Raw genomic sequence first — 19063 nt, forward strand, 5'->3', positions numbered from 1 at the left:
ACGGTGTCAGGGGCCCCACCCATGATCGGCAAGCACCTTGACCTCGGCCGCTCCGGATTCCCCCTGCCCGGCGGCGATCTGCGCCGAAATAACACACGAAGAAGCGCCGAATATGACGGTAATTGCCACACCAACGAGCCCATAAAAGGACTTATTCACGTACTTCCCCCCTGAATGAAAAGTTACCTGGATAAGGCAATTCGCTCAGGACTCGATCCTTCCCAGTGGCCGAAACCCACACAATAGATTTCGCCTGCACATCCATGCGCTGCACGATCACGCTAGGATGATTTACCCCGACATGCGGGGACACCACTGACCATATTTCGGCCATGAGCGTGCAACCCTTCGGTTGCAGTGCCCCGATCGGGTTCGTCGGGGTGACTCCCCGTCCTGGAAAAGCGGTCCGGTGAGGCTTCACAAGCAGCCGAGCGGAACGCCGAGTCGGACGAGTTGTCGCCGCAGGTCGGCGACGTCTTCCCGGTCTTCCCGGTCTTCCCACGGGCGGACGTGCGGCGGCGGGCGAAGGCGCGTGGCGAAGGCGTGCGTACGCGGGCTGCCGGGCCCGGTCCCGCGCGAGGACGGTCGGCAGTTGGCCGGGCATGCCGGCCGGCGCCGTCCGCAGTGGGACATCGCCACCGGAACCCGCGTCGCCGAGAGCCGGCAACTGCCTTACGTGGTCGACGTCTCCGGCGCCCGGACGGTACGCCCGGGCCGGACCGCGCACTCGCGCTGAGCCGCGACCGAAGGACCTAGCATGGTCCGGCACGGCGACCGAATACCCAAAAATCACGAACACGGGAGACTTACTGTGGCACTTTTCGGCCACCCTTTGTCCGAAACTGCAGAGTTGCGCCCACTGGAACCCTGGCAAGCCACGGCATTCGCCGCCTACGTGGACCGGGTGCGCCCCCACCTGTCGCCCTGGCTCCCCTGGGCCCATGTCATCACCGACACGGAATCGGCCCGTCAGTGGCTCCAGCGGTATGCCGACGAACAGGCGAAGGGCAATGGCCGGATATTCGGAATCTGGGTGGACGGACAACTGGAAGGCGGCGCCCTGTTCCGCATCTTCGACACCCAGTCCGGGGTGTGCGAACTCGGCGCCTGGCTCTCCCCCGAGGCAGGAGGAAGGGGACTGGTGACCCGGGCGGCCGACCACCTGGTCAACTGGGCGGTGAAAGAGCGGGGAATGGCCCGCGTGGAATGGCGGGTCACCCCCGCGAACAGCCGGAGCATCGCCGTCGCCAAACGTCTGGGAATGCGCCACGAGGGAACCCTCCGCGAGGTTTTCCCCTTCAACGGCCTCCGCCAGGACCTGGAGATCTGGGCGCTCCTCGCCGGCGACCTGACGGCGGGTCGCCCCACGGACTGACCCGGCCCGCCCGGAACACCCGGGCCGCCTCACGGCCGAGGCCGCCCGGCCGTCCCGCGAGGAGCCCGCGGGCCGGGTCCGGCTCGAAGCCGATCCGCCGACGGGTCGCGGGTCCGCCGATGTCCACGCAGCGCGCGCGGTGCCGCGCCGTGAGCCGTCGGACCCGCGTGGCTTTATCGTTCACATTGTTGAACACAAATCACGTACAAGGCATCGCGTGCGCATGAGACAGGCCAACGCTCCTTGCATGTTCAGATCACTGAACAAGAATCATGTACAGGGTCATTGACGTGTTCATGGAGCGTCCCTACCGTTCCTGACCAAGCGCTCTCTCCAGTACCTCCACGGAGTCCTGACCAGACCCAACCCACCTGGAGACACGATGCAAGTGAGGCCCCTCATCGCGTGCGTCGGCCTGCTGGCCGGCACGCTCTTCATCCTCCCCGGCACCACCGCGCAGGCGGTGTCCGTACCTTTCGAGGCGTTGTCCGCCGCCGCGCTGTACGTGTCGCCGAACGGCACCGACAGCGCGGCGGGCACGCAGTCCGCCCCGACGACCCTCACCTCGGCGATCGCCAGGATCACACCCGGCGGAACGATCTACGTGCGGGGCGGCACGTACCGTTACTCGCAGACCGTCACCGTCCCGCAGGGCGCCGACGGCACCTCGGGCGACCGCACCGAACTGACCGCTTACCCCGGCGAGACGCCGGTGCTGAACTTCGCGGCCCAGTCGACGAGTCCGTCGAACCGCGGGCTCGCCGTCAACGGGTCGTACTGGCACGTCAAGGGAATCGTCGTCGAGCGCGCCGGGGACAACGGGATCTTCGTCGGCGGCAGTGGCAACGTGTTCGAGCGCACGGTGACGCGCTTCAACCGCGACACCGGTTTGCAGCTCTCGCGGACGGCATCCGACACCCCCCGCGACCGGTGGCCGTCCGACAACCTCATCCTGGGCGCGGAGTCGCACGACAACGCCGACCCCGACGGTGAGGACGCCGACGGCTTCGCCGCCAAGCTCACCTCCGGACCCGGCAATGTCTTCCGCCACGCCGTGTCCCACAACAACATCGACGATGGCTGGGACCTCTACACCAAGCCGGACACCGGCGCGATCGGCGCGGTGACCATCGAGGACTCCCTCGCCTACGAGAACGGCACCCTCTCCGACGGCACCCAGAACTCCAGCGGTGACCGCAACGGCTACAAGCTCGGCGGCGAGGACATCAAGGTCAGTCACGTCGTTCGCCGCAGTATCGCCTACGACAACGGCAAGCACGGATTCACCTACAACCGGAACCCGGGCAGCATGACGGTCTCGGACAACGTCAGCATCGACAACGCCGAGCGCAACTTCTCGTTCGACGCCGGCACCTCGGTCTTCCGTGGCAACGTCTCCTGCCGCGACGACGACGGGTCCAACGACAAGACCGTGGGCAGCGCCGACGGGTCGAACCAGTTCTGGACCGGCTCGAACGGATCGCGGTGTTCCGCGTACTCCGGGGCGCTGCGCTGGTCCTTCGCCGCGGACGGCCGCCTCGTGGTGACCTTCGGCGGCGCCCAGGTCACGCCGTGACCGGTCCTCTGCGCGGGGCGTGTCCCGGCGCGATCACAACGGCAGCAACAACATCCGTGTACACGAGGGAAGTTGAGGCGAAGATGGCACGAGGACGATCAGTCGCACTGCGACTCCATGCGGCGCTGGCCACCATGGCTCTCGCGGCCGTGACCGGTGTGGTTCTGTCCGTGCCCGAGGCGTCGGCGGCGACCGGCGGTGTCACCGGCTACGCGACCCAGAACGGTGGGACCACCGGCGGTACGGGCGGACAGACGGTGCGGGCCACCACGGGGACCGCGATCCACGCGGCGCTGTGCGGCCGGGCCAGCAGCAGCACCCCGATCACCATCGAGGTGCAGGGGACGATCAACCACGGCAACACCAGCAAGGTGTCGGGCGGCAGTTGCAACACCGCCGCCGGCGTGATCGAGCTCAAGGAGATCAGCAACGTGACGCTCATCGGCGTCGGCAGCGGAGCCGTCTTCGACCAACTGGGCATCCACATCCGCAAGTCCAGCAACATCATCATCCAGAACGTGACCGTCCGGAACGTCAAGAAGTCCGGCTCGCCCACGTCCAACGGCGGTGACGCCATCGGCATGGAGAGCGACGTCCACAACATCTGGGTCGATCACGTCGACCTGGAGGCGTCGGGCGGGGAGTCGGAGGGGTACGACGGCCTCTTCGACCTGAAGAACAACACCCGGTACGTGACCCTCTCCTACAGCACGCTGCGCAACTCCGGCCGCGGTGGCCTGGTCGGGTCCAGCGAGAGCGAACTCTCGAACAGCTTCATCACGTACCACCACAACCTGTACGAGAACATCGACTCCCGCACACCGTTGCTGCGCGGCGGCGTGGCCCACATCTACAACAACCACTACGTGAAGCTCAACGAGTCCGGCATCAACTCCCGGGCCGGGGCCCGCGCCAAGGTGGACAACAACTACTTCGAGGACTCCAAGGACGTCCTGGGCACCTTCTACACCGACGCGGCCGGGTACTGGCAGGTCGGCGGCAACATCCTCGACAACGTGACCTGGTCCAGCCCCGGCAGCGAGAACAACCCCGCGGGGCCCGACCTGAAGTCCAACACCACGGTCGGCATCCCCTACTCCTACACTCTCGACGCGGCGGGCTGCGTGCCGGACATCGTGGCCCGGACGGCAGGTGCCGGCAAGGGGCTCCAGGTGTCGGACGGCGGCTGCTAGGCCCTGTCCGGCGGATCTTCCGCGGGTCCGCGACGCCCGGCACGGNNTGGCCTGAACGGCACGGGAGGCACCCCCTCCACCGGACGCCGCGGCCCGATCCACGAAGATCCGCCGGACAGGACCCAGATGTATTGATCACGAGCGTTGTCGACGCTCGTGGGGTCTCGGACAGGGCGAAGACCTCTGTGCGGTGGGAGCTGTCCCGGCTCCCACCGCACAGAGGTCTTCGCCCTTGATCAAGCTGCCCGGCTGATCAGTGGTGCCGAGCGGCCGGGTTCAGGGAACGAGGTGGCCCGCGGCGCGGAACAGTTCGTACCACTCGGCCCGGGTGAGCGGCAGCTCGGAGCCCTGGGCGGCGCCCGCGACGCGCTCCGGGCTGGTGGTGCCCAGCACGACCTGCATCCGAGCGGGGTGGCGGGTGATCCAGGCGGTCGCGATCGCGATGGCGGGGACGTCGTACTGGCCGGCGAGACGGTCGATGACGGCGTTGAGCTCGGGGTAGTCCGGTGAGCCGAGGAAGACCCCTGTGAAGAAACCGGCCTGGAAGGGAGACCACGCCTGGATGGTGATGTCGTTCAGACGGCAGTAGTCGACGATCCCTCCGCCGTCCAGGGTGACCGACTGCTGCTCCGCGAGCATGTTCGCGGCGACCCCTTGGGTGATGATCGGCCCGTGTGTGATCGAGAGCTGAAGCTGGTTGGCCACGATGGGCTGGCGCACGTACTTGCGCAGCAGGTCGATCTGGCGTGGGGTCTGGTTCGAGACACCGAAGGCGCGCACCTTCCCCGACGATTCGAGCTCGTCGAAGGCGCGGGCGACCTCTTCGGGCTCGACGAGCGCGTCCGGGCGGTGCAGCAGCAGGATGTCGATGCGGTCGGTCCGCAGGGCCGCGAGTGAGCCCTCGACCGATTTGACGATGTGCTCGTAGGAGAAGTCGAAGTACGGCCCGTCCGTCACGATTCCGGCCTTGGTCTGGATCGTGATCTCGTCGCGCTGCGACGGGGTCAGCGCCATCGCGTCGGCGAAGCGGCGTTCGCAGTCGTGCAGCTCGCGTCCGTACACATCGGCGTGGTCGACGAAGTCGATGCCCGCGTCGCGCGCGGTGCGGACCAGTTCGCGGACTTCCTCGTCCGTCTTGTCGGCGATACGCATCAAGCCGAGCACGACGTTCGGGGCGAGGATGTCGGTGCCGGGCAGGGTGAAGGTCTTCACGGCGGCTTTCCTTTCGAATTCTCAGGTCCGCACAGTGCAAACGGGTCCACTCTGCACCTTAGGGGGCGGAGGGTCCATCGGCGGCCGGCGGCAGTCCCGGATGCCCGCGGGACGGGACACACGGGGGACCGGGATCATGACGGGTGGGAGAGCGAGGCGCGGATCCCGACCCGGCGTCGCCGCTCGCCCGTCTCCCCCGTCTCCCGCGGCATCGGGTCCAGCGATCGGTCCCGCTGACCGCCGGGATGCCGCGGCAACGATACGTGCGCGGCCCCGACGGCGTGATGACCAGCAGGAATGCGGAGAGGGAACGGAAGAGGAACTGAGGGCGGAGCCAGGACCGGATCCGTGAAGCACCCGTGAACACCCTGTGGAATTGATGTCAGTGGGGCCGCCTATGCTGCACCGACGATCACGCGGTTCAGGGGAGGTTGCGGCATGTTCGACAGGCTGTTCGGTAGGGGTGGGGAGAGACCGCCTGCGGATCCGCACGCCCTTCCCGTCCCCCGCAGACGGAAGAACGGGATGTACCAACTGCGCGCGCTCGGGGACAGGCGGGTGCTCACGCTGATGGAGTCGGCCGACGCGGGTGACTGGCAGGCGGTCAAGGCGGGGCTGGTCCCCTTCGATCTCGGCCGCGACCACCACGTCCTGGGTGAGTTCGCCAACTGGTCCGGCGTGGAAGGCTGGATCGGCCGGGCCGTCGAGGAGGACAAGGAGCACCGGGCGACGGCCCTGCTGATATCCGGGGCCCGCCACGTCGCTTGGGGCTGGGAGGCGCGCACGGCCCAGCGTGCCAAGGACGTCACGCGGGAGCAGTGGCGGGTCTTCCACGAGCGGCTCCGCATCGCCGAGGAGCAGTTGTTCGAGGCCGCCGAGTCACGGCCGGAGTGGGTCACGCCGTGGCGCCAGCTCCTCACCTCCGGCCGCGGCATGTCGCTGGGCCCCGCCGTCAACGAGACCCGGCTCGACGCCGCGCTGCGCCGCGACCCGCTGGACCTGGAGATCCACATCGAATGGCTGTCGCAGTTGCAGCCCCGTTGGGGCGGCGAGCCGGGCGAGGGCCTGGCGTTCGCCCGCGACGCGCTCACCCGCGCCCCGCAGGGGCACCGGCTCGGCTGCGTGATCGCCATGGCGCACATCGAGGACTGGGTCGAGTCGGACAGTGAGGACTGCCTCGAAACCCCGGAAATCCAGGCCGAGTTGCGGGCCGCGGCCGACCACAGCATCCTGCACCCCGCCTATGAGCGGCGCCCGGGCTGGCAGCACGACTTCAACAAGTTCGCCATGGCCCTGTCGCTGGCCGACGAGCGTCACACGGTCCGGCGCGTCTTCCAGGCGCTCGACGGCGCCTACACCCGCTGGCCCTGGACCTACTTCGCGGAGCCCGAGGAGCAGTTCGCCCGCCGCCGCGTCTGAGCACACGCCGATCCCTGTTCCGCGGCACCTGTCGCCCCTCCCACTCCGGACTGCCCATGACTCTGCCCGACACCACCGCGCACGCGGCGGGCGCCGACCACACCTTCCAGGTGGATCTGCGCGGCCTCGTCGATCTCCTCTCCCACCACCTCTACTCCAGCCCCCGCGTCTACCTGCGTGAACTTCTGCAGAACGCGGTGGACGCGCTGACCGCCCGGCACGGCCTCGAACCGGCCGCCCCCTCCGACGCCTTCGGCATCCGCCTGTACGCCGACGGTTCGGTGGTACGCGTCGAGGACGACGGCATCGGTCTCACCGCGGACGACGTGCACGCCTTCCTCGCCACGATCGGCCGCAGCAGCAAGCGCGCCGAACGGATCGCGGAGCAGCGCGGCGACTTCATCGGCCAGTTCGGAATCGGCCTGCTCTCCTGCTTCCTGGTCGCCGACGAGATCCACGTCATGAGCCGCTCCGCCCGCACTCCCGACGCGCCCGCCGTGGAGTGGCGGGGGCGCGGCGACGGCAGCTACACCGTCCGCACACTGCCCGCCTCCGCACGCCCCCGGCCCGGTACCACCGTCACACTGACACCGCGCGCCGACGCGGACGAGTGGACCCGGCCGGCGCAGGTGCACGCGCTGGCCCGGCACTTCGGCTCCCTGCTGCGCCACCCGGTGACCTTCGACGACGGCACGGGCGGCCCGGGCGCAGCCGTCAACCCCGAGCCCGCCCCCTGGGCGCGTACCTACCCCACGCCGGGAGCGCGTTCCCGCGCGCTGGCCGCGTACGGCGAGGAGGTCTTCGGGTTCACGCCGCTGGACACCATCGACCTGGACCTGCCGGCCGTGGGCCTGAAGGGCATCGCGTGCGTGCTGCCCGAGGCGGTGCCGGCCGGGCGCCGCCTCGGCCACCGCGTGCACGTCAAGGGCATGATGCTGTCCGAGCAGGCCGCGGAGATCCTGCCCGAGTGGGCGTTCTTCGTCCGCTGCGTGGTCGACGCCGAGAGTCTGCGCCCGACGGCGTCCCGCGAGTCCTTGTACGAGGACGACACCCTCGCCGCCGTCCGCGAGACCCTCGCCGAGCGGCTTCGCGCGTGGATCGCCCGGGCCGCCGCCAGCGACCCGGACCTGCTCGCCCGCTTCCTCCAGGCCCACCATCTGGCGGTGAAGTCGCTCGCGGTGCACGACGACGAGATCCTGCGGATGCTGCTGCCCTGGCTGCCGTTCGAGACCACCGACGGGCACACCACCCTCGACGAGTTCGCGCGCACCCACCGCACGGTGCTCGTGACGTCGAGCGTGGAGGAGTTCCGGCAGGTCGCGGCGATCGCCTCGGCCGCCGGGCTCGGCGTCGTCAACGGCGGCTACACCTATGACCGTGAACTGGTCCACCGGCTGCCCGAGATCAGGCCCGAGGTCAGCGTCGCCGACCTCGACCCGGCGACCCTCACCGCCCATCTCGATCCCGTCGACCGCGAGACGGAACTGGCCGCGGCGGCCTATCTCGCCCTGGCCCGCGACGCCCTCGCCGTCTTCGACTGCGATGTCGCGCTGCGCACCTTCCAGCCCGCCTCCGCCCCCGCCCTCCTCGTCGACAGCCGCGACGCCCGGCACGAGCGCACCCGCTCCCAGCTCGCCCGTGAGCAGGAGGGCGGCCTGTGGGGCGACATCCTCGGCGCGCTGCGCCAGGAGGCCCCGCGGGCCCAGCTGATCCTCAACCAGCTCAACCCGCTGGTCCGCACCGCGATCGCCATCGATGAGCCCGAGCTGGCCCGCACCAGCGCCGAAGCCCTCTACGGGCAGGCCGCGCTGCTGTCCCGGCGCCCGCTCAGGCCCGCCGAATCGAGCCTCATCAACCGCTCCTTCCTCGACCTTCTCGCCCACGCCCTCCGCAAGGACAGGTGACGATGCCGACCGCACCCCAGACCACCGATGAGCTGTACCAGGCGCTCCAGGAGAACGACCGGCGTCCCTACGGCCGCACCCGCACCGTCGCCGCCGAGGAACTGGTCGAGGCGGCCGAGCTGTTCGCCGAGCCCGTCCCGCTCGTCCAGGCGCTCTTCGAACTCCAGGAGGCGTACACCTACGGCGCCGAACCCCGGAAGTCGCCCGTCGTCTTCGCCCGCCTGCTCACGCTCTTCGACGAGCAGCCCGACGTCTTCGACGAGCGCCTGCGCCACTTGCTGTTCTGGCGGTTCAAATGGGTGGCCACCGCCCTGCTCGCGCTGCCCGAGATACCGCTGGCCAGCCTGCGTCAGTGGCTCACGGAGATGCGCGCCCGCTACGAGAAGGCCGGTTTCGGCCTTCAGCCCTACTACGGACAGACGTACCAGCTCGCCGCCCACCTCGGCGAGGACACCACCCCCGCCTACGAGCTGTGGGCGGGACGCACCCGCACCCCGTTCAGCGACTGCGAGGCCTGCGAGATCTGCGAGCGCGCCCTGTACCACCTCACGGCAGGCGACGACGAGCGGGCGCTGCGCACCTGGGAACCCGTCCTGGCCGGGAAGGAGTCCTGCCAGGAGGAGCCGGTCCGCTCCGTCTCGTACGCGCTGCTGCCCCTGCTGCGCACCGGTCGTACCGACCGGGCCCGCGAACTGCACCTCGCCGGTTATCGCGGCTGCCGCCGCAACCCCTCCATGGCCGGGGAGGTCGGCCGGCACCTGGAGTTCTGCGCGCTGACCGGCAACGAGGCACGCGGCCTGGAACTGCTCGCCGAGAACCGGAACCTGTTCGACGAGGTGGACTCGCCGCTGGACCTGTTCGACTTCTCCACCGGCGTGGAGGTCCTCCTCCAGCGCGTCGAGTTCCTCGGCCACGGCGAACTGCCCGCCGCCGGATACGCGGGCCGCACCTGGACGGTGTCCGGCCTGCGCGCCAAGGTGGGGGGCCGCGCCGCCGACCTCGCCGCCCGCTTCGACGCCCGCAACGGAACCACGGCCCACACCGGCCGGCGCAGGGCCCGCCTCGACCGTGCCCCGCTCCGGGACACACTGGAACTGACCCTGCGCACCCGCACCCTCGACAGCGTGGCCCCGGTCGCGCCGGCCGCCGCGCCCGCCGCCCCCGCGGCCGCCGCCGTCCCTGAGTCGCTTCCGGAACTCCTCGTCCGGGCACGGGCGTTGGACGAACAGGGGCACCCGGACGCCTACGCCTGCTGGGCGCGGCTGCGCACGCTCGTCACCGCCCGCGACTACGCCCATCCCGACGACCCGGCCGTGGGCCCGCTCGTACGGTTGCGCGCGGACCTGCTGGACCACGAGGCGAGGCAGGCCGGCGAGAAGGACGAGTTCGCCGAGGCCGCCGCCCTCCACGAGGAGGCGGCGGGCCTGTACGACGACGCCGGAGCGCCGGGTCACGCGGCGCTCGCCCGCGCCGCCGCCCTGCTCGCCGCCGGCGAGATCCCCGCCGAGGAAGCCGACGGAGCCGAGGTGACGGCCGCCGCGCTGACCACCGCCCACGCGTCCATGGTCCGCCTGCACGAGGAGACCCCCGGGCTCACCCCGCACCAGGAGGCCCGCCTGCTGCGGCTGCGGGCGACCGCGCTCGGCATGCGCCTGCAGGTCTCGCGGAGCGAGGAGCACGTCGCGCCGGCCTTCGCCGAAGTGGACCTGCTGTCCGCGTTCGCCACCCGGCACGAGATCGCCGGGCAGATCTCCGGCGCCCGGCTGCTGCGGGCCAGTACGTACGCCGTCTCCGGTGACCTGCCGGCCGCGACCACCGAGACCGACGCCCTCGTCGACCTGCTGAAGGCGCACGGCCCCGCCTGGCATCTGCCCCGCACGCTCGGACTGCGCGGCCGGTTGCGGCTCGGCCTCCAGGACGCGCAGGCAGCTCACGCGGACCTGGCCGAGGCCCTGCGGCTGGCCGCCGGCTGGCCGGCCGACGTGGTCGACACCGCCCGCCTGCACGGTGATCTGGCCGAGGCGTGCATGCACCTGGGCCGCCCCGACGAGGCACTGCGGCACCTGACGCGCTCGGCCGAGCTGGACCTTCGCCGCGGCAGCCGGACGGACGCGTTCTGCACCTACAGCAACGCGGCCCAGCTCAGCCTCGACCTGGGCCGGTTCGAGGACTGCATCGCTCTGCTCGACTCCCTCCTGGCCGACCCCGGCGTGGTCGCCGGAGAGCTGGACGACCGGCTCGTGGCCCAGTTGCGCCTGTCCCGCGCCCGCGCGCTGCACGCGGCGGAGGACCTCAAGGCCGCCACGGCGGAGTTCGCCGCCCTCGCGGCCGAGTCGGCCGGCTGGGACGACGACCCGGGGAGCCACGCCATGATCGCCGCGGAGACGGCCGTGCTCCTCGGCGAGTCCGGCGAGTTCGGCCGGGCCCGCGAGGCCGCGGACCAGGCGCTCGCCGCCCACGCCCGGGCCCCGCGCTACGAGCAGCTCAGCAACTGCCTGCGCGAACTCGCCCGTCTCCAGGCCCATCAGCTGGGCCCCGACGGTCTGGCCGACGCCCTCGCCGACCTCGCCGAAGCCGGCCGGATCGCCGACGAGGCCCGCGCCGCCGGGTACGAGACCCGCGGTCGCTCCCTGGACACCGCGCTGGCCTACGAACACGGGCGGGTCAATGCCTACGCCGGCGAGTACGAGACCGCCCTGGCGGCCCTGGAAAAGGCCCTCGCTCTGCTCGGCGAGCCGGCGGAGGGGGACCGTGCCGAGGAGTGGGCCGAGTGCGTCCGTCTCGCCGGTGCCGTGGAGGGCATCTACCTGAAACGCCCCGCCCCCGCCCTCACCCGCCTCGACGCGGCGGTCTCCCACCTGACCGCCCTGGGCCGTACCGGGGAGTCCGAGGCGCTGACCTCCTTGGCGGCCCGGCTGCGCGACGAGGAGTGATGTGACGGCTCCCGGTGCGGGGGCGGGGCGACCGCCCCCGCACCGGGAGCGCCTTCCACCCCGGTCGGCGAAGACGGCCGACGCGGTGGCGACCGCGCACGGTACGGAGCCGGAGGCACACCGCACGGCATGAAGCCGAAGGCACACCGGCCGGCCACCCTCCGCCTCGTCCTTCGCGTCCACGTCCGTGGCCTCTCGCTCCCCCTCGGCACGGCGACGGCCCCTCCGGGCGAACACCAGGGTTCGCCCGGAGGGGCCGTCGGCTGTGTGCCTCTCGGGGATCAGCGGGATCCTGCCGCGGCACCACGGGGCGCGGCAGGTCCGGCGGTCACCTCGTGGCCGGCGCCCCGAGGATCGCCCGGGCTCCGTCCGCGGCGATGCCTCCGATGCCGAACAGGCCCGAGTGGGACCACAGGCCGGATCCCGCGATCGCGCCGTCACGGCCGTCGCCGCCGGCCGCGAGCGGACGGTCGTCGCGGTCCGTGAGCTGGAACCCGACCGTGTAGGTCCGGGTGACCGAACCGTTGGCCGAGGTCACCTTGACCGTGCGGGTGGTGAACCGGGACCCGGTCGACGAGAGGACCGAACCGCCGTCGGTGACCTTCACCCGCGCGCCGGACCGGGCCGGTACGGCGGAGACGGCCGGGATCTTCCTGTCCTTCGGCCAGTCGACGACATACGTGGACACGGCCGGGTCGAATCCGTCGATCGCGGCGCCCGCGACGGTGATCGCCCTGGCGTCGGCGACACCGGCCCCGGTGGCGTCCGAGTGGTTCGTCACCGTGACCGACCCGTCGGCGTTGACGACGACGTGCGCCGACATCGCGGCCGCCAGGTTGATCCGCTCCCAGCTCGCTCCGCCGTCCCCGGTGAGGTCCAGCGGGGAGCCGGAGTCCGTCGCGGTCTGCTCCAGGATCTGGGCGCGCTGCGCGGTGGTGAGGTCCGGGAACGCCGTGATCAGCAGGGCCGCCGCGTCGGACGGCATCCTGAGGGGCTGCCCGGACTTCCCGACCCGGGAGAACCCGTAGTCCAGGCGCCGCGTGTACAGGTCGACGTGCTGCGCCGTGCTCAGGCCCGCGTAGGAGTCGCCCGCGCAGGCCGTGAGCGTGTCGCCGTAGCCCTCCTCCTCGCACCGCGCGAGCAGCACGTTCTCCATCTCGGTGTGGGCCTGGGTCAGCAGCTTCGCGAAGTCCGGGTCGGCCCAGCGGTGTGCGACGGTGGCCTGTCCGGCGATGCGCCCGCCCATGACGTCGAGCGGGTAGTGGAAGCCGAGGACGACGCGGTTGTTCCCGTACTCCGAGGTGCGCGCGAGGATCGACGGCGCCAGCTCCGGCAGGAGGGTGGCGAGGACGGTCCCCGCTTCGTAGCCGTCGTAGGTGTGGTCGCTCGGGTACGAGCCGCTGGTGGCGAGGCTGCCGTACGAGCCGTCCTGCGACTCGTAGATGTCGCCGCCGTCGCCGACGAACCCGAGCCGCGTATACGGGCGCGGGTAGGCGTAGTGGTTCCTCGCCGCGTCGACCTGGTCGAGGTTCTTCGTGACGCGGGAGAACAGCGCGCTGGTCTTCGGCAGCCGGCCGCCGTTCAGGGCGTCGCGGTAGATCTGGCCGAGCCGGGAGCCGAGGCCGTCGGCCATCGTGACGGTGGCGCTGTTCGTCGCGTCGGCCTCGGCGCGGTCCACCTCCTTCTGTGTCGCCGCGTTGTTGACACGCACCGCGATCCGGTCGTTCTCAGCGGTGAGCGCGGTGCCGTTCGGCACCTTGGCGTCGGAACCGAGGACGTCGGAACCGAGGTCCTCGACGCCGTTGAGCAGATCGGAGAAGTAGTCGGCCCCGTCGCCGGTGCCCGGCCACCTGTCCGACGCGTAGGTGGCGTTGAGCGTGTCGTCCGGGAAGGGGGACGGCTCGTACGCCGGGTCGGAGGCGGTCACCGAGGTGGCCGCCGCAGCGGTCGCCGGGACGGTCGCGGCGGAGTCGTCCGAGGTCCCGGCCAGGGTGACGGCGGTCACGGTGGCCGTGTGTGCCGTGGCCCTGCCGGTGGCCGTGAGCAGTGCCGTGTCGGTCGTGGCGGGCACGTGCGCGGTGGTTCCGTCACCGAGGGCCACGGTGTAGCCGATGATCGGGAATCCGCCGTCGCCGGCCGCCCGCCAGGTCACGCGGACCCGCTCGCCGTCGGTGATCACACCCTTCACGGTCGGCTTCTGCGGCTTGCCGCCGCCGGTCACCACGGGTGCCGTGGCGGCGCTCGGGCGCGAGGCGCCGAACGTGTTCACCGCCCGGACGCGTGCCGTGTACGACCTGCCTGCCCGCAGCCGGGTGAACGTCGTGCTCCGGCTGTCCGGATCGTGGATCTCGACCTGGTGGCCGTCGCTGAGGGTGATCTCGTAGCCGGTGACCGGTGAGCCGCCGGTGTCCTCGGGCGCGGACCAGGCGACGGTCACACTGGAGCCGGACGACGTCGCCGACACCGCGTCAGGCGTGGCGGGCACCGTCCTGGGCTTCGTGGTGAGCGCGGACAGGGCATGGCGGAGGGTGTCGTACCGGGCGGTGAGCGCCGCGTCCGTGGCCGCGCCGTCCGCGACCGCGGTCCTCGCCTCGGCGAGCGCCTTGGTGAACGCCTTCCAGGACGCGTCCGTGTAGCGGTCGTTGCCGAGGGCCGACGCGGTGGCGACCAGGTTCTCCAGTCGCAGCCTCGGGAGCGGGACCAGTTGTCCGGCGGCCAGGGTGAGGCGACGCGTCCGGGCGTCGACTTCGAGCCGCGTCACGTCGTCGGTGTCGACGAGGGCGCGCGCCGCGGCGAGTTCGCGCTCGTACACACCGAAGTCGATCGTGTTGTAGCGCTCCGCGTCGGCGGAGAGCCCCTCGTACTGCTCGATCGCCTTCCGCAGGGCGGACGTGTCCGTGACGGTGGGCGTCTCGACGTGGTCGAAGGTGATCCGGCCCAGGTTCGCGACGTACGGGTGCGAGGAGTCCGGGTTCGTCGTCAGCCGCAGGTGGACGGTGTGCGTGCCGGTGACCGTCTCGGGCAGTGTCAGACTCGTCGTCCCTCCTGACGACCACGCGCTTCCCGTGACCGGCAGCGGTACGGTCGCGTACGGCGTGCCGGGGTCGGCGGCGTCGAACGAGTCCAGGTAGAGCTGGACGGCGGAGCCGGTGCCGCAGCGGGCGGAGTTGTTGACGTAGGTGATGGTGACGGTGCTCTTCGGGGAGCTGCCGAAGTCGATGTCCCCGTAGTCGAGCCAGGCTCCGTTGTAGGTACCGCCGAGGTCGGTGGTGGAACCCGAGCCGGTCCAGCCGACCGGCTCACTCTTGAGCCCGCCGCCGCTGTGCGAGCGGAACGCGGTGGCGTCGAAGCCCACGGGGGCGTCGGCGGTCCGCGTCAGGGCCAGCGAGTAGACGTTGGCCACGTAGGGCTGGGAAGCGGTCTGCGTGCTGGAGACGAACGCCGCGTACACGTCCTGGACGCCGGTGAAGACGCCCGGGTCGAGCTGCACGCTCGTGGTGGCGACGGTCCCCCAGCCCGATCCGCTGTAGTCGAGGGGGATGTCGACGCTCTTCGGGCCGTCCTTCGAGCCGAGGCGCAGTTCGATGTGCGAGTCCGACGCCGCGCGGGACTGGGGCTTGTCATAGCTGACGGTGACGGTGTCGGCGCCGTCGCGGAGGTCGGTGTCCTTCCAGCGCGCCCACGCGTCGTTCGTCACGTTCTCGAAGATGCCGTTCGAGAGGTTGAGCGGGAGCGAGCCGTTGCCGGTCGTGGTGGTGTTCACCGCGGTCAGCGTGGCGAGCGTGGTCGTGGGGGACGCCGAGACCTCGTACGGCGAGAACTGGTACCAGTCGAAGTTCGACACCCACTGCTGGCCCGAGGGGGCGTGGAACACGAATGTCGCGCTCTTCGCGCCCAGCAGGGCGTCCGGGTCGGTGACGGCCGCCTGCACCGTGGTGTAGTACTGCCAGCCGCCGGTGCCGGGAAGCTGGACGGTGGCGACGACAGGGCCGTCGGCCGCGCCGGCGTGGATGTCGACGCTGCTCGGCTTCGCGTTCGTCGGCTGCGAGTTCGCGTAGCGGACCGAGATGCTCTGCGGGGCGGCCTCGCCGAAGTCCAGCTTGGTGAACCGCTCCCACGATCCCTCGGTGACGCCGCCGAGGTTGCCGTCGGAGTTGTTCCGCTCGCTGACGAGGCTGGGGCCCTCCTTCTGGTCGGGGGCCTCGGCCTGGAGGACGGCGTAGCCGCCCTCGTCGATGGTGAGCGTGTCGATGGCGGAGTGCAGCGCGTCGTCCGCGGCCATGATCGTGCCCGTCGCGGAGGTGGTGTCCGCGAGGACGGTCCGCGCGCGTTCGAGGGCCGACCGGAACAGGTTCCAGGAGCCGTCGGAGTAACTGGCGCCGCGCACCAGGGACGCCTGGTCGACGAGCGCGCCCAGGGCCTCGCGGTGCACCGCGGCGGCCGAGATCAGGAGCGGGTCGGTCGGGGATGTCCCGGTGCCGCCCACCGTGGAGGCCCGCACGCCGTGGGCGAAGGCCGCGTCGCGGAAGGTGATGCCGAAGCGCGCGTCGACCTTCGTGGTGCCGGTGAGCGACAGCGTCGCCGTGCGCGAGCCGCTGACGCGGAGGTCCGCCGTGACACCGGCCGGCAGGCCGGTCACACTCGCGGCCCCGGTCCTGGTGAGGCTGGTTCCGTTGCGCGCGTCGAACGACGCCGGTCCGGACAGGGTGAGCTTCACGCTGTCGTGGACGGTGCCGTCCTCGGTGGTGGCGACGCTGCCCGGTTGGGCGGAGACGACGGTGTCGCCCTTGTCCGTACCCGTACCGCCGTCACCCGTGTCGCCCGAGTCGGTGTTCAGCGAGTACGCGGGCTTCGTGCGGGCGCCCCACTGGGAGGGCCTGGAGCCCATGGTGAAGTCCAGGGTTCCGCCGGAGATGATCTGCGAGTAGTCGAGCCACGTGTTGTCGAACCGCTTGCCGTTGAGGGTCGCGTTCTGCACGTAGTAGTTGCTCGGCGACACGCCGTCGGCCTTCACCGTGAACCGGGAGCCGTTGGCGTACGTGATCGTCGTGGAGTCGAAGAACGGGCTGCCGATCTGGAACTGGCTGGAGCCGGCGGTCACCGGGAACAGGCCCAGGGCGGCACCGACGAACATGGTCGACATGGTGCCGGCGTCGTTGTCCATGGTCGGCAGGAAGCCGTTCGGCGAGAGCTTGTAGACCTGGGTCCTGACCGGCGGGGTGAACTGGCCGCCGGAGCTGGGGGCCTCGTTCGTCGAGCCCGTCGCGATGTAGCGGTTCCAGGTCGTGCCGGTGTAGATGGCCCGCACCCACTTCTGCGTCAGGCTCGGCTCGCCGACGTAGTTGAAGAGGTACGGGGCCTGGAGGTCGATCTCGTTCGCGTTGGAGTGCAGCATGGTCGAGCCGTCGTCGACACCGGAGTCCTCGCCGAACATGTGCCTGACCGCGGCCCTGCCGGCCTTCTCGCCGCCCATGGCCTCGATGAGGCCGCCCATGTCGTACGCGTCGTACCAGTGGTACTGCCACAGCGTGCCCTGGTAGAGCCCGGCCGCCTCGAACTTCTCGTAGTCGGCGCTCTGCCAGTCGCCGTTCGCGGCACGCGGGGTGAGCAGACCGACCTCCGTGCCGTCGGCCGCGGTCCAGGCGCCGGACTTCACGAGGTTGTCGATCGCCATGGTGGACCGGGTGCGCAGCTTCTTCGCGTCGTCCTTCCTGCCGAGCGCGTCGGCGACGACGGAGAGCGCCCACTGGTCGTAGCCGCGCTGCACGGTCGTACCGGGATCACCGGTGACGTACCCCTGCCGCAGCTGCGCCCCGGTGTAGTACCCGGAGTACGACAGCAGCGCGGGGTACGCCTCGTCGAGCCGGTCGAAGTTCTTGAAGCCCTTCGACAGCGCGTCGGCGACCAGCACGGCCGAGCGCTCCCAGCGCACGGTCGGGACCGAGTGGGTGAGGCCGCCGAGGCTCTTGCCGGAGGCGCGCGTGTCGGCGAAGAGCACGATCAACGACTGGATCATGTCCCGGTAGGTGGCCGGGTCGATGTACGCCTCGACGGAGTACTTGCGGAAGTCGTCCCAGGTGGACCAGCCGTCGTAGTACGTGAAGCCGTTCGCCTCGTGCACCGCTCCGTCGGCGCCGCGGTACGTACCGCTGGTGCTGGTGGCGTTCACCGGCAGCGCGTACATGCGGTACAGGTGCGTGTAGAACTCCTTGGTGAGCGTCGACCCGGGGTCGGACTTCGCCGAGGCGCGCACGTCGACCGCGCCGAGCGACGTGTTCCAGGCGGCCTTCGTGCGGGCGCGCGCCTGGTCGAAGGTGAGGCCGCCCACCTCGTTGCGCTGGTCGGTCGCGGCCTGCTCGGCGCTGATCGGCGACAGCGTGACGCGCAGCTCGATGTCGTCGCCTGCGGCCTGGTCGAACCCGAGGACGGCGCCGGTGTCGGACCCGTCCCGCGTGGTCGCGTCGCTCAGCCTGCCGTCGTTGCCCCAGCTCTTCAGGGAGGTCACGGGGACGTTCGTGGTGGCGTTGTAGTAGAGCTGGTACGCGGCGCCGTTGAACGACCCGGCGATGAGACCACTGATCGACGTGGTCCCGTCCGGGAGCGTCGTCGCCTTCATGGTCGAGCGGGTGCGGCTGGTGAAGTTGTTCGCCAGGTCGAGGACGAGCTCGGGGTTCGATCCGGCGGGGAAGCTGTACCTCTGCAACGCGGTACGCGTCGTCGCGGTCATCTCGGCCTTGATGGTGCCGGAGTCCTGCTTCACCGACGACGCGGTACCGGAGACGGACCCGAGGCCCACCTGGTAGTAGCCGGGCGTCGCGGTCTCGTCGTCGTGGCTGAACGCGTGGGCGTACGTGCCGGTGGCGGGCCGGCTGTCGTACTGCACGGAGGTCGGGACGACGAGCAGGTCGCCGCCGCCTCCCGAGCCGCCGACGCCGTCGAGGTTCGTCGAGGTGAACCCGGCGATGTGGTCCTCGTTGTAGTCGTACCCGGTGTGGTTGCGGTTCGGCGTGGTCAGCGGGTTGACCTTGGCCAGACCGTGGGGCGCCTGCGCGCCCGGCAGGTCGTTGCCGTCGTCGCCCGCGGTCGACACGAACGGGTCGACGAGCTTCGTGTAGTCCGTCCCGCCGGACGTGCCCGCGGGCGTGGTGGTGACGGGCACGGCCGCGGCGGCACCGGCACCGGCCAGCGCGCCGAAGCCGAGCGCGCCGGTGAGCAGCACGGCGACCGTCGCGTGCAGGGGTCGACGACGTCGGCGGGCGGTACGCGGTGGAACCGCGCGGGGCAAGGGGACTTGGGATCTGATGGGCACGTGACCTCTCCAGCGTCGCGGTACGTCCGCACGAGCCGACCTGGAGGAAGACAACGTTGTCAGACCGACCGTACACCGGCACGTGCGGAGCGAGACGGCAGTGGACGCACGGGACTGCACCCGTCGCGTTCACGAACTGCGC

7 protein-coding genes and 1 pseudogene are annotated in these 19063 nt (G+C 70.9%); 6 read left to right on the plus strand and 2 right to left on the minus strand.

Annotation, left to right across the window (positions count from 1 at the left end):
- Positions 1–811: 811 nt before the first annotated feature.
- The 3 genes and pseudogenes from BFF77_RS02215 to BFF77_RS02225 all read left to right on the plus strand — a co-directional run.
- Positions 812–1375 (plus strand): GNAT family N-acetyltransferase, encoded by a 564-nt coding sequence (locus tag BFF77_RS02215; RefSeq protein WP_066943207.1) that lies wholly within the window; start codon positions 812–814, stop codon positions 1373–1375.
- Between the two features lie 382 nt (positions 1376–1757).
- On the plus strand, positions 1758–2951 hold the full coding sequence (locus BFF77_RS02220; protein ID WP_066943209.1) for a right-handed parallel beta-helix repeat-containing protein: 1194 nt from the start codon (positions 1758–1760) through the stop codon (positions 2949–2951).
- A gap of 83 nt (positions 2952–3034) precedes the next feature.
- Positions 3035–4141: pseudogene (locus tag BFF77_RS02225) on the plus strand (pectate lyase family protein); the annotation flags it as partial.
- A 279-nt stretch (positions 4142–4420) separates the two neighbouring features.
- Here the strand turns inward: BFF77_RS02225 and BFF77_RS02230 are convergent.
- Entirely contained in the window at positions 4421–5356 is a 936-nt protein-coding gene (locus BFF77_RS02230) for an aldo/keto reductase (RefSeq protein ID WP_066943213.1), read from the minus strand.
- Between the two features lie 438 nt (positions 5357–5794).
- Here BFF77_RS02230 and BFF77_RS02235 point away from each other — a divergent pair, with 438 nt between their 5' ends.
- The 3 genes from BFF77_RS02235 to BFF77_RS02245 are packed head-to-tail and all read left to right on the plus strand — an operon-like array spanning position 5795 to position 11612.
- Positions 5795–6775 (plus strand): hypothetical protein, encoded by a 981-nt coding sequence (locus BFF77_RS02235; protein ID WP_066943214.1) that lies wholly within the window; start codon positions 5795–5797, stop codon positions 6773–6775.
- A gap of 56 nt (positions 6776–6831) precedes the next feature.
- Complete coding sequence (locus tag BFF77_RS02240) at positions 6832–8679, plus strand: HSP90 family protein (RefSeq protein ID WP_066943216.1); 1848 nt, start codon at positions 6832–6834, stop codon at positions 8677–8679.
- A 2-nt stretch (positions 8680–8681) separates the two neighbouring features.
- On the plus strand, positions 8682–11612 hold the full coding sequence (locus tag BFF77_RS02245; protein WP_066943218.1) for a hypothetical protein: 2931 nt from the start codon (positions 8682–8684) through the stop codon (positions 11610–11612).
- Between the two features lie 328 nt (positions 11613–11940).
- Here BFF77_RS02245 and BFF77_RS02250 read toward each other — a convergent pair whose 3' ends face one another.
- On the minus strand, positions 11941–18921 hold the full coding sequence (locus BFF77_RS02250; protein ID WP_079124753.1) for a glycoside hydrolase domain-containing protein: 6981 nt from the start codon (positions 18919–18921) through the stop codon (positions 11941–11943).
- Positions 18922–19063: the final 142 nt, after the last annotated feature.

It is taken from the genome of Streptomyces lushanensis (assembly GCF_001700515.1).
In the GTDB taxonomy this organism is placed as follows: Bacteria; Actinomycetota; Actinomycetes; order Streptomycetales; family Streptomycetaceae; genus Streptomyces; species Streptomyces lushanensis.